A 13,738-nucleotide genomic window follows, 5' to 3' on the forward strand; every position below is an offset into this window, starting at 1 on the left:
CGAACTCACGGTGTCGACCCGTCTTCGGGTGGCGGCGTCCGGCGTCCGGCCGGTCGGTGCCGCACCCCTCGGATGCGCGAGCCACGCGCACTCGTCGTCGACCGGCCCTCGCGGTTGTTGCCGAGACCGTGAGGGCCGATCACGGCCGGTCCGTCGTGCCGGACGGCCGGGAACGTCGGCGTGCGCCGGGCCGGTCAGGCGGCCCGTCCGGTCAGGAGTGGACGGCGGGTGCCGCTGACGGTGGCTCCGGCGAAGGTCAGGAGTGGTCGGCGAAGAGGGGACGGTAGGGCGAGCCGTCCGGGAACCACGCCAGCCCGGCCGGGCCGGCGGCGTACAGCGCGGTGGCGTACGCGTCGGCCACCGACAGGTCCGGTCCCACCACAGTGGCCGCCGACCACTGCCGGGCCGGTTCCCCGGTGTGCGGGTCGACCACGTGGTCACGTCGGCCGGAGACCCCGGAGGTGCCGATCGCGCCGGCGGTCATCTCCAGCACCAGCGGGGCGCGGGCGGCGTCCGGGTGGTGCACCGCCACCCGCCACGGGCCGCCGTGCGGGGCCTGGCCCCGCACGACCAGGTCCGCGCCGCTGACCACGGCGTAGTCGTGTACCCCGGCGGCGCGCAGCCGGGCGGCGGCCCGCTCCACCGCCCACCCGCCGAGCAGGCCACCCGGGTCGAAGCCGCCGGGCACCGCCCAGGCGTCGAACCAGCCGTCGGTGGCGGCCCGCATGGCGGCGCACCGGTTCACCAGGTCGGCGAGCGGGGCGTACGACTCGGCGCTGATCTCGCCCCGCCGCAGCCGGGAGACCAGGCTCTCCGGCCGGGTGGGGCCGTAGGTGAGGTCGACGGCACGCAGCTCGGCGACCGCGTCGGCGAGCGCCTCGCCCATGCCGCGCCGGCCCAGCCAGTCCGGGGCGTTGAGCACGAGCGTGTACTCGGCGGTGCCGGTGCGGACGGTGTGCGTGGCGGTGAGCCGGTCACCGGCGACGGAGCCCCACCGGTCGAGCAGGCTCCGGGTGCCGAGCCGCAGGTCGGGGCGGCGGTTGACATGGGCGGGTTGATCCACCCACCGGGTCCGGGTCCGTTCCTCGATCCGCATGTCGCTGCTCCCTCCGGACGGTGCCGCCGCCGTCGCCGACCACCCGCCACGGGCCCCCGTGACCCGTTCGGACCCACTCTAGGGTGCCGAGTTGACCGCACCATGAATGTCAGCTGGAAAGGAACTGTGCATCTCTCTTTCCCATATCCTGAGCACTCCGTACCGGAAAACGGGACAGCGACGTACCGTACGGATTCAACGGTGAGCCGAGGGAGTGGAACGTGGCGCGGATCGCGGTGGTGGCCGGGGACGGGATCGGACCCGAGGTGGTCGCGCAGGCCCGCAAGGTCATCGACGCGGTGCTCCCCGGGGTGACGGCCACCGAGTACGACCTCGGCGCGGCCCGTTACCACCGCACCGGCGAGGTGCTGCCCGACTCGGTGCTGACCGAACTGGCCGGACACGACGCCATCCTGCTCGGCGCGGTCGGCGACCCGACCGTCCCGCCGGGCGTGCTGGAGCGGGGTCTGCTGCTCAAGCTGCGTTTCGCCTTCGACCAGTACGTCAACCTGCGTCCCTCCCGGCTCTGGCCCGGCACCGCCGGCCCGCTGGCGAACGTCAAGCCGGGCGAGGTCGACCTGGTGGTGGTGCGGGAGGGCACCGAGGGGCTGTACGCCGGGGCGGGCGGATCGCTGCACCGGGACACCCCGGCCGAGGTCGCCACCGAGGAGAGCCTGAACACCCGGCACGGCGTGGAGCGGGTGATCCGGGACGCGTTCACCCGGGCCGCCCGCCGCGAGCGGCGCCGGGTCACCCTGGTCCACAAGACCAACGTGCTCACCCACGCCGGCTCGCTGTGGGCGCGGGCGTTCGAGGCGGTCGCCGCCGAACACCCGGACGTGACCACCGAGTACCAGCACGTCGACGCCGCCGCGATGTTCCTGGTCACCCAGCCGCAGCGGTACGACGTGGTGGTCACCGACAACCTCTTCGGTGACATCCTCACCGACATCGCCGCCGCCGTCACCGGGGGCATCGGGCTGGCCGCCAGCGGCTGCATCAACCCCGAGGGGCGGTACCCGTCGATGTTCGAGCCGGTGCACGGCTCCGCTCCGGACATCGCCGGCAAGGGGGTCGCCGACCCGGTGGCCGCCGTGCTCTCCGCCGCGCTGCTGCTGGAGCAGCTCGGCCACCCCGACGCCGCCGTACGGGTCACCGAGGCGGTCGCCACCGAGCTGTCCCAGCGGACGCCGGGCGTACCGCTGCGTACCGAGGAGGTCGGCGACCGGCTGGCCGGGTACGCCACCGCCTGAACGGTCCGGCCACACCACGTCCGACCGGTCCCGGTGTCACGGTCGGTAGTTTCGGGACGCCCGCCGACCTTCCCGCTGAACGACCGTTCGGGGTAAGTTTCACAACACCAGTCCTTCGGCGTGCTGTCGGCATGCCGTGATCCCGCAGGGAGGTCAGCGCGATGAGCGGTGGTGACAAGCTCGAATTCGAGATCCGTCGGAACCCCGCGCCGGTAGCCGTCGCCGACCGGGCCGCCCTGCTGGCCAGCCCGGGTTTCGGCCGGGTCTTCACCGACCACATGGTCACGATCCGCTACGCCGAAGGGAAGGGCTGGTACGACGCCCGGGTCGAGGCACGGGCCCCGATCCCGATGGACCCGGCCAGCGCCGCGCTGCACTACGCGCAGGAGATCTTCGAGGGGCTCAAGGCGTACCGCACCGTCGACGGCGGGGTGACCCTGTTCCGGCCGGAGGCCAACGCGGCCCGGTTCGTCGCCTCCGCCGAGCGGCTGGCGATGCCGGCGTTGCCGCCGGAGGTGTTCCTCGACTCGCTGCACCGGCTGATCGAGATCGACGAGGAGTGGGTGCCGTCCGGTGCGGACGGCAGCCTCTACCTGCGGCCGTTCATGTTCGCCAGTGAGGTGTTCCTCGGTGTCCGGCCGGCCCAGGAGTACCTCTACGTGCTGATCGCCTCGCCGGTCGGGTCGTACTTCGCCGGTGGGGTGCAGCCGGTCAAGGTCTGGGTCTCCCCGGACTACACCCGGGCCGCGCCCGGCGGCACCGGCGCGGCCAAGTGCGGCGGCAACTACGCCGCCTCGCTGGTCGCGCAGGCCGAGGCCATCGAGCACGGCTGCGACCAGGTGGTCTTCCTGGACGCGGTCGAGCGGCGGTTCGTCGACGAGCTGGGCGGCATGAACGTCTTCTTCGTCTACGACGACGACACCCTGGTCACGCCGCCGCTGACCGGGACCATCCTGCCCGGCATCACCCGTGAGTCGGTGCTGACCCTGGCCAGCGAGGCCGGGTTGACCGTCGCTGAGCGGCCGGTCACCTTCGCTGACTGGCAGGCCGACGCGGAGTCCGGGCGGCTGCGTGAGGTGTTCGCCTGCGGCACCGCCGCCGTGATCACGCCGATCGGGCACGTGCGGTTCCCGGACGGCGAGTTCGCCATCGGGGCCGGCGAGCCGGGCCGGCTCACCATGGGCCTGCGCCAGCAGCTGGTCGACATCCAGCGCGGGACGGCCGCCGACCCGTACGGCTGGGTCCGCCGGGTGCTCTGACCGGCAGGCCGAACGCCGGGTGCTCTGCCCGGTCCGGCAAGCGTTCCGCCGGGTGCTCCGACCGGCCACGCCAGCCGTCCGCCTTACCGGGCGGGCCGACGACCTTTCCGACCAATCGCCCCGCCGGTGGTGTCCGATATCCGACACCGCCGGCGGGGCGGTCGCCGTTTGGGCCGGTAGTGGCCCGGTCGCCGACCGTGCTGGCCGAACGGCCGATCTATTCCCGGATATCGATGCTGCCCTACCTTCCTGACGCAGGTTGCCGCGTCAGAGGGAGTCAGCATGTCGGGACCGTCGCGCCGCCGAACGATCCGCTCCAGGGTGTGGGCCGGTCCCCGCCTCCGACTCACCTCCGTCGCCGCCGCCCTGGTGGTGCTGCTGCCGCTCGCCGTCCGGGCGGACCTGCCGGCGCTGGCCCCCGCCTCGGTCTCCTGCGACGGGGTGGGCTGGGCGTACGACGCCGCCGGTCAGCTCGTCGGCGTGCAGGACCAGGCCAACCGGACCGCCCGGTACGGCTACGACGCGGCCGGCAACCCCACCTCGGTCGTCAACGAGGGCACCCCCGACCTGGCGGTGCTGTCGGTCGTCCCGGCCACCGCCGAGGTCGGCGCGACGGTCACCGTCGAAGGTGGCTGCTTCTCGACGGTGCCGGCGGAGAACACCGTCCGGTTCAACGGCGTACCGGCCACCGTCACCGGGGCCAGCGGACGCCGGCTGACCGCCACCGTGCCGGCCGGCGCGACCACCGGCCCGGTCACCGTGCAGGTCGGCGGGGACACCGCCGCCAGCCCGGCCAGCTTCGTGGTCGCCGGCCCGGACACCTCCGCCCCCACCATCACCGGGGTCACCCCGGCCGTGGCGGTGCCGGGCACCCCGGTCACCGTCACCGGGACCGGCTTCGCCACCCCGGTGGCCGACAACGGCCTGACCGTCAACCGGACGCGGGCCGCCGTCACCTCGGCCGCCGCCGGCAGCCTCACCGTGGAGACGCCCACCGGCGTCGCCTCCGGCCGGGTCACCGTGCGCACCCGGTACGGCAGCGTGTCCAGCGGCGCGGACCTCTTCGTCGCCCCGCCGCCGTACGCGGCTACGGACGTCGCGCACACCGGCCGGGCCGCGCTCGGGGTGGCCCACCCGGTCACCATCGGCACCGGCGGTGACCTGGGACTGGTCGTCTTCGACCTGACCGAGGGACAGCAGGCCAGTGTGGACCTGACCGGCGGTACCTTCGGCTCCTGCGGCATCTCCAGCGTCAAGGTGCTCGACCCGTACGGGCGGACCGTCCGCTCGCTGGGCTGTGTCGGCACGGCCGGCTTCGTGGACACCGTCCGGGCCCGCACCGCCGGCACGTACACCCTGGTCGTGGCGGCGGCCGACGGGCACACGGGCTCGGTGACGGCGACCGTGCGGGAGGTGCCGCCGGACGCCACCGCGAGCGCCACCCCGGGCGGTGACCCGGTCACCGTGACCACCACCGTGCCCGGCCAGAACGCCACGGTCACCTTCCCGGGCACCACCGGCCAGCGGGTCTCGGTGCAGGTCAGCGACGGCACGTTCGGCACCTACGACGCCACGGTCTCGCTGCGCCGGCCCGGTGGCGGCACGGTCACCTCGAACAGTTCCTGCGGCGCGTCCTGCTGGTTCGACCGCACCGTGCTCTCCACCGAGGGCACCTGGACCGTCCACATCGACCCGGAGCTGGCGAAGACCGGCAAGCTGACCGTCCGGGTGTACGACGTGCCGGCCGACCCGACCGCGTCCACCACCCCGGGCGGTGACCCGGTGACGGTGACCACGACGGTGCCGGGGCAGAACTCGTCGGTGACGTTCGCCGGTGTCGCCGGTCAGCGGGTGGCCGTGCAGGTGACCGGGGGGACGTACGGCACGTACAACGCGGCCGGGCAGCTCCGGAAGCCGGACGGCACGAACCTGACCGGCAGCGCCTACTGCGGGGCGTCCTGCTTCTTCGACACGGTCACCCTGCCGGTCGACGGCACGTACACGTTCGTCCTCGACCCGGAGACCGCCTACGTCGGCGCGGTCACTGTCCGGGTGTACGACGTGCCGGCCGACCCGACCGCGTCCACCACCCCGGGCGGTGACCCGGTGACGGTGACCACGACGGTGCCGGGGCAGAACTCGTCCGTGACGTTCGCCGGTGTCGCCGGCCAGCGGGTGTCGGTGCAGTTCACCGCCGGCACGTACGGCACGTACAACGCGAGCGCCGTGGTGCGTAAGCCGGACGGTACGAACCTGACCGGCAGCGTGTACTGCGGCTCGTCGTGCTTCTTCGACACGGTGGTGCTGCCGGTCGACGGCACGTACACCGTGGTCGTCAACCCGGACGGCACCGCGGTCGGCGCGGTCACCGTGCAGGTGCACGCGGTGCCGGCGGACCACACGGTGACCGCCACCCCGGGCGGCGCACCGGTCACCGTCACCACCACCGTCGCCGGCCAGAACGGCGTGGTCTCCTTCGCCGGTGTCGCCGGCCAGCGGGTGTCGGTGCAGATGACCGCCGGCACGTACGGCACGTACAACGCGAGCGCCGTGGTGCGTAAGCCGGACGGTACGAACCTGACCGGCAGCGTGTACTGCGGCTCGTCGTGCTTCTTCGACACGGTCACCCTGCCGGTCGACGGCACGTACACCGTGCTGGTCAACCCGGACACCACCTACCTCGGCAGCGCGACCGTGCAGGTGTACGACGTGCCGGCCGACGCCACCGCGAGCACCACCCCGAACGGCCCGGCCCGCACCCTGACCACCACCGTCCCCGGCCAGAACGCCGTGCTGTCCTTCCCGGGCACCGCGGGTCAGGCGGTCACCGTCAACCTCGGCAACGGCACCTTCGGCACGTACGACGCGGCGGTGAGCCTGCGCGCCCCGGACGGCACCACCGTGGTCAGCAACTCGTCCTGCGGGACGTCCTGCTCGTTCACCTCCGTGCCGTTGCCGGCGACCGGCACGTACACCGTGCTGGTCAACCCGTCCGGGACGAAGGTCGGCGCGATCACCGCCCAGGTGTACGACGTGCCGGGCGACGCGGTCGCCAGCACCACCCCGGGCGGCGCGGCGGTGTCGGTGACCACCACCGTGCCCGGCCAGAACGGCGTGGTGTCCTTCCCGGCCACCGCCGGTCAGCGGGTCTCGGCGCAGCTGACCGGCGGCACGTACGGGTCGAACGAGGCGACGGTGACGCTGCGCCGGCCGGACGGCACCAGCGTCGTGTCGAACACCGGCTGCGGCACCGGCTGCTTCCTCGACGCGGTGACCCTGCCGGTCGACGGCACGTACACGATCCTGGTGGACCCGAAGGGCACCGTGACCGGGACGATCACCGTCAAGGTCCACGCGGTGCCGGCGGACGCCGCGGTGACCGCCGTCCCGGGTGGGGCGGCGGTGTCGGTGACCACCACGGTGCCCGGCCAGAACGGCGTGGTCTCCGTCGCCGGCACCACCGGCCAGCGGATCGCGGTGCAGCTCAGCGGCGGTACGTACGGGTCGAACGAGGCGACGGTGACGCTGCGCCGGCCGGACGGCACCAGCGTCGTGTCGAACACCGGCTGCGGCACCGGCTGCCTGCTGGAGGTGGCGTCCCTGCCGGTCGACGGGACGTACACGATCCTGGTCGACCCGAAGGGCACCGCGATCGGCACGATCGGCGTCCGGGTGTACGACGTGCCGGCGGACGCCACCGCCAGCACCACGCCGGGCGGGGCGGCGGTCACCGTGACCACCACCGTGCCGGGGCAGAACGCGGTGGTGTCGTTCCCGGGCACCGCCGGTCAGGCGGTCACCGTCACCCTCGCCAACGGCACCTTCGGCTCGGCCGGCGCGACCGTGTCGCTGCGGGCCCCGGACGGCACCACCCTGGCCAGCAACTCGTCCTGTGCGGCCGGGTGCTCGTTCAACTCGATCACGCTCGCCGCGACCGGCACCCACACCGTGCTGGTCAACCCGGCCGGCGTGGCGGTCGGCGGCATCGGCGTCCAGGTGTACGACGTGCCGGTGGACGCCGCCGCGTCGACCACGCCGGGCGGCCCGTCGGTCACCGTGGCCACCACCGTCCCCGGCCAGAACGCGGTGGTGTCGTTCCCCGGCACCGCCGGCCAGCGGGTGCTGGTGCAGCTCACCGGCGGCACCTACGGCACGTACAACGCCAGCGGGATCGTCCGCAAGCCGGACGGCACCAACCTGACCGGCAGCCAGTACTGCGGCGCGTCCTGCCTGTTCGACACCACCGTGCTGCCGGTGGACGGGACGTACACGATCCTGATCGACCCGAGCGGCACCTACACCGGCGCGGTCACCGCCCAGGTGTACGACGTACCGGCCGACGCCGCCGTCACCGCCACGCCCGGCGGGGCGGCGGTCACCGTGACCACCACCGTCCCCGGGCAGAACGCGGTGGTGTCGTTCGCGGGCACCGCCGGGCAGCGGGTGCTGGTGCAGGGCAGCGGCGGCACCTACGGCACGTACGACGCGTCCGCGCAACTGCGCAGGCCGGACGGCACGAACCTGGGCGGCAGCGTCTACTGCGGCGCGTCCTGTCTGATCGACACCACCGTGCTGCCGGCCGACGGCACGTACACCCTGCTGGTCAACCCGGCCGGCGCGAAGGTCGGCACGGTCAACCTGCGGGTGTACGACGTGCCGGCGGACGCCACCGCGAGCACCACGCCAGGCGGGTCGGCGGTGACCGTGACGACGACGGTGCCGGGGCAGAACGCGGTGGTGTCGTTCGCCGGCACCGCCGGGCAGCGGATCTCGGTGCAGGGCAGCGGTGGCACGTACGGCACGTACAACGCCTCCGGGCAGTTGCGTAGGCCGGACGGCACCAACCTGGGCAGCAGCGCCTACTGCGGCGGCTCCTGCTTCCTCGACGTGCTCACCCTGCCGGTCACCGGCACCTACACCCTGCTCGTCAACCCGGACGGTGCCTACACCGGCGCGCTCACCGTGCAGGTGTACGACGTGCCGGCGGACGCGACCGCGTCGACCACACCGGGCGGGTCGGCGGTGACCGTGACGACGACGGTGCCGGGGCAGAACGCGGTGGTGTCGTTCACCGCCGCCGCCGGGCAGCGGATCTCGGTGCAGGGCAGCGGTGGCACGTACGGCACGTACAACGCCTCCGGGCAGTTGCGTAAGCCGGACGGCACCAACCTGGGCGGCAGCGCGTACTGCGGGGCGACCTGCTTCTTCGACCAGCAGGTCGCGCCGGTGGCCGGCACGTACACCCTGCTGGTCAACCCGGACACCAGCTACCGGGGCGCGCTCACCGTCCGGGTGCACGACGTGCCGGCGGACGCCACGGCGACCGCCACGCCGGGTGGGTCGCCGGTCACCGTGACCACCACCGTGCCCGGCCAGAACGCGGTGGTCAGCTTCGCCGGCACCGCCGGGCAGGTGGTCACCGTGGCCGGCACCGCCGGCACCTACGGCACGTACAACGCCAGCGCGATCGTCCGGAAGCCGGACGGCACCAACCAGACCAGCAGCGCGTACTGCGGCAGCTCCTGCACGTTCGCCTCGCTGACCCTGGCGACCACCGGCACGTACACCGTCTTCGTCAACCCGGACACCACCTACGTCGGCGCGCTCACCGTCGAGGTGCGGCTGCCCGCCGCCGTGGCGGCCGGCCGGAGCGGCGCGACGGCCGGGACCACGACCGCCGCACGGCCGGTCGGGGAGCGGGTCGACGAGCACCGGCGCGGCGGGACAGCCGCCCCGGCCGACCCCACCGAGAGCTGGGTGCCGGACCGGTTCAACCTGGCCGGCGAGGACTGGGACAGCCACCGGGCGGGCGGGTACGCCCAGCGGGAGCCGGGCCTGCGCGCCCCCGAGGGGACGACCGCGCTGGCCGGGCAGGCCCTGCTGCTCAACGGCAAGCCGCTGGCCGACGTGACGCTCAGCGTGGGCCGGCGCAGCACCCGCACCGACACCACCGGGCGGTTCCTGCTCACCGGCCTCACCGCCGGACACCACGTGCTGGTCATCGAGGGGGCCACCGCCAGCACCACCGGGCGGGAGTTCGGCCGGTTCGAGACCGGGGTGGACCTGACCGCCGGGCGGACAACCGAACTGTCGTACCCGATCTGGATGACCCGGCTGGACACCGCCAACACCATCCGGATCGACTCGCCGACCCGCAAGAGGACCGTGCTGACCACGCCGGCCATCCCCGGCTTCGAGGTGCGCCTGCCGGCCGGCACGGTGGTCAAGGACCGGGCCGGAAAGCCGGTACGGGAACTGTCGATCACCGCCCTGCCGGTGGACCAGCCGCCGTTCCCGCTGCCCGCCGGGGTCCGCACCCCGGTCTACTTCACCGTGCAGCCGGGCGGCGCGGTGGTGCTGCCGGAGGGCGCGCAGATCATCTACCCGAACACCCAGGGCCTCGCCCCGGGGGCCCGGCTGGACTTCTGGGACTACGACCCGACCCGCGCGCCGTGCACCCCGGCCCCGGTCAAGTCGTACCCCCGCAAGGCCAGCGCCCCCGCGAAGGCCCCCGCCGTCTGCGCGGTGACCAGCGGCGAGGCCGGCTGGTACGTCTACGGCCGGGGCACGGTCAGCGCCGACGGCAAGCAGGTCGTACCCGACCCCGACGTGCGGGTCTGGGAGTTCACCGGGGCGATGTTCAACGGCAGCGGCAAGCGGCCCGCCGGCACCGGCCCCGGTGAGGACGGCGATGAGGGCGGCGACCCGGTCGACCTGGGCAGCGGCCTGTTCGTCGACACCCACACCGACCTGGTGGTCGACGACGTGCTGCCGATCTCGATCACCCGCAGCTACCGCCAGAACGACACCCAGATGCGCGAGTTCGGCATCGGCACCAACTTCTCCTACGGGGTGTTCGTGCACTCCCGGCAGGAGTACGTCGAGGCCGACCTGATCCTGCCGGACAGCGGCAAGGTCCACATGGAGCGGATCAGCCCCGGCACCGGCTGGACCGACGCGGTGTTCAAGGTGGTCGGCAGCACCGGGCCGTTCCGGGACGCCCTGATGAGCTGGAACGGCGACGGCTGGGACCTGGTCCGCTCGGACGGCATGGTCTGGGTGTTCGGCGAGAACACCCCGTTGCAGTCCATCCGGGACCGGCACGGCAACCAGATCACCCTGACCCGGTCCAGCGGCGGACAGGCCGGCGACATCACCCAGATCACCTCGCCCAACGGCCGCTGGATCAAGCTCTCCTACACCAGCGGGCGGATCACCCGGGCCCAGGACAACGCCGGCCGGGCCGTCACCTACGGGTACGACAGCGCCGGCCGGCTGACCGAGGTCACCACCCCGGGCGGCCGGACCACCCGGTACACCTACGACAGCGCGCACCGGATGACCTCGGTCACCGACGCCCGGAACATCACCTACCTGACCAACACCTACGACAGCGCCGGCCGGGTCGCCGGCCAGGTGATGCCGAACGGGGCGACGTACCAGTTCGCGTACACCACCGACACCGACGGGCGGATCACCAAGACCACCGTCACCGAGCCGGACGGCACGCTCCGCGCCACCAGCTTCGACGCCAACCGCCGGGTGGTCGCCGAGACCACCGCCGTCGGCACCGCGCAGCAGCGCACCGCCACCACCGTCCGCGACCCGGCCACCGGGCTGCCGACCGCGCTGGTCGACCCGCACGGCGGGCGCACCGAACTGGCGTACGGGCCGACCGGTGAGCTGACCACGCTCACCTCCGACGCCGGCACCGCCGCCGCGCAGGCCGCCACCTTCACCGCCGTCGGCCCGTACCGGCAGATCGGCACGGTCACCGACGCCCAGGGCCGGGTCACCACCCTGGAACACGACGACCGGGGCAACACCGTCGCGGTCACCGACCCGGCCGGCCGCACCAAGCGGTACACCTACAACGCGTCCGGGCAGGTCACCTCGGCCACCGACCCGCTCGGCAACACCACCACCTACAGCTACGACCAGGGTGACCTGGTGGCGGTGACCGACCCGCTGGGCCGGACCACCCGCGCCTTCGTCGACGCGGCCGGCCGGACCGTCACCACCACCGACCCGACCGGGGTCCGCACCCAGCTCCACTACGACCCGGACAACCATCTGCTGTCCATGGTGGACGGACTCGGCCGCACCACCGCCTACGAGTACGACGGCAACGGCAACCTGACCAAGGTCACCGACGCCCGGGGCAACAGCACCACCGTCGAGTACGACACCTCGGACCGGGCGGTGAAGGTCACCGACCCGCTGGGGGCCAGCGCGCAGCAGACGTACGACGTACTCGACCGGGTCGTGTCGCACACCGACCGGCGCGGCCGCAAGACCGTCACCAGCTACGACCTGCTGGGTCGGACCACCTTCATCGGGTACGGCGCGACCGCCGGCGGTCAGTACGAGAGCACCCGCGAGTTCGGCTACGACGCGGCCGACCGGCTCGCCTCGATCGTCGACTCGGCCGGCGGCACCCTGACCCTCGGCTACGACGACCGGAACCAGGTGACCAGCGTCGCCGGCCCCACCGGCACCGTCGGGTACAGCTACGACGCCGCCGGCCAGCGCACCGGCATGACCGTGCCCGGCCAGCCGGCCGTCGCCTACACGTACGACCCGGCCGGGCTGTTGGAGACGGTCACCCAGGGCGGCCGGTCGGTGCGCTGGCACCGGGACGCCGCCGGCCGGGTGGAACGGGTCGAGCAGGCCGGGCTCACCGCCCGGTACGGCTACGACGCCGCCTCCCAACTGGTCAGCATCGCGTACCAGACCAGCGGCGGGATCCCGGTCGGCCAGCTCGGCTACCGGTACGACGGCAACGGGCGGGTCGCCGACCTGACCGGCAGCCTCGCCTCGGTCACCGTCCCGGCCACCGCCCCCACCGGCACGTACGACGCGGCGAACCGGCTGACCGCCCGGGGCGGCCGGACCTACACGTACGACGCCGAGGGCAACCTGACCGGCGACGGCCTGCGCGGCTACACCTGGAACGCCCGGGGCGAACTGACCGGGGTCACCGGCCCCGGGGTGGCGGCGTCGTTCGGCTACGACCCGACCGGCCGGCGCAGCAGCCGCACCGCCGGCGGCCAGACCACCACGTTCCTGTACGACGAGGCGAACCTGGTGCAGGAGCGGGTGGCCGGTATGGTGACCGCCGACCGGCTCACCACCGGGCTGGACCAGACGCTGGTCCGCACCGACGCCGACGGCACCCGGATCCCGGTCACCGACGCGCTGGGCAGCGTCCTCGGCCTGGCCGACACCACCGACGGCACGCTGACCAGCCGGTACACGTACGACCCGTTCGGCGCGGTCACCGCCACCGGGGCGGCCAGCGGCAACACCCAGCAGTACACCGGCCGGGAGTACGACGCCGACACCGGGCTGCTCTACAACCGGGCCCGCTACCACAGCCCGGAGACCGGCCGGTTCGTCAGCGAGGACCCGGCGGGCTTCGGCGGGGGCAGCGCCAACCTGTACCTGTACGCGCTCAACGACCCGGTCAACCTCTCCGACCCCAACGGCGACTGCCCGATCTGCGTGCCGCTCCTGATCGGGGCGCTGATGGGCGGCGCGGCCGGAGTGGGCATGGGGGCCGGCGCGGCGGCGCTGAGCGGACGCAAGTACAGCCTCGGTGACGGCCTGCGGGACTTCGCGATCGGCGCGGGCATCGGCGCGCTCACCGGTGGTCTCGGCTCGGCCCTGCGGGCCGCCGGCAGCGCCTGGAAACTCAACCAGTTCGCCCGGGGCCTGGCGATCGAGGCGAAACTCGGCGGCAACCTGCCGAAGAACTTCCCGACCATCGACAAGTTCGCCAACGGGGTCGCCACCAGCATCAAGAGCGTCGACCTGAGCGCCAAGTCGTACCAGAACGCCGGCCGGCTCACCAGCCTCGGCAAGGGGTACGTCGACAAGGTGGCCGGCTTTGCGCAGAACGGGGCGTCGGTCAGCCACGGCGGCACCACGATCACCGGCTCGCAGGTCACCGGGCGCGCCCTGGACATCGCCGTACCGCGCGGGGTCGGCTCCGCGGCCCAGCAGAACGCCCTCAACAACATCGTCCAGTACGGCGCCTCCAAGGGGGTGACCGTCCGGATCATTCCCGTACGGTGAGTCACCGGGGCGTCCCGCTACGCTCGGGCGGGACGCCCCCTTCGAACCGAGGA

At 73.4% G+C, this 13,738-nt stretch carries 4 protein-coding genes; 3 read left to right on the forward strand and 1 reads right to left on the reverse strand.

Annotated features, from left to right (window positions below):
- Positions 1 to 256: 256 nt before the first annotated feature.
- Positions 257 to 1,096: an FAD:protein FMN transferase gene (locus PVK37_RS13625; RefSeq protein ID WP_275034301.1), complete on the reverse strand. Its 840-nt coding sequence runs from the start codon at positions 1,094 to 1,096 to the stop codon at positions 257 to 259.
- Positions 1,097 to 1,317: 221 nt separating this feature from the next.
- Between PVK37_RS13625 and PVK37_RS13630 the strand changes: the two genes are divergently transcribed.
- The 3 genes from PVK37_RS13630 (at position 1,318) to PVK37_RS13640 (ending at position 13,685) form a co-directional block, all read left to right on the forward strand.
- Entirely contained in the window at positions 1,318 to 2,349 is a 1,032-nt protein-coding gene (locus tag PVK37_RS13630) for a 3-isopropylmalate dehydrogenase (protein ID WP_275034302.1), read from the forward strand.
- Positions 2,350 to 2,510: 161 nt separating this feature from the next.
- A complete protein-coding gene (locus PVK37_RS13635; RefSeq protein ID WP_275034303.1) occupies positions 2,511 to 3,608 on the forward strand; it encodes a branched-chain amino acid aminotransferase in 1,098 nt (365 codons plus the stop codon).
- A 282-nt stretch (positions 3,609 to 3,890) separates the two neighbouring features.
- A complete protein-coding gene (locus PVK37_RS13640; protein WP_275034304.1) occupies positions 3,891 to 13,685 on the forward strand; it encodes an RHS repeat-associated core domain-containing protein in 9,795 nt (3,264 codons plus the stop codon).
- Positions 13,686 to 13,738: the final 53 nt, after the last annotated feature.

It is taken from the genome of Micromonospora cathayae, assembly GCF_028993575.1.
Lineage (GTDB): Bacteria > Actinomycetota > Actinomycetes > Mycobacteriales > Micromonosporaceae > Micromonospora > Micromonospora cathayae.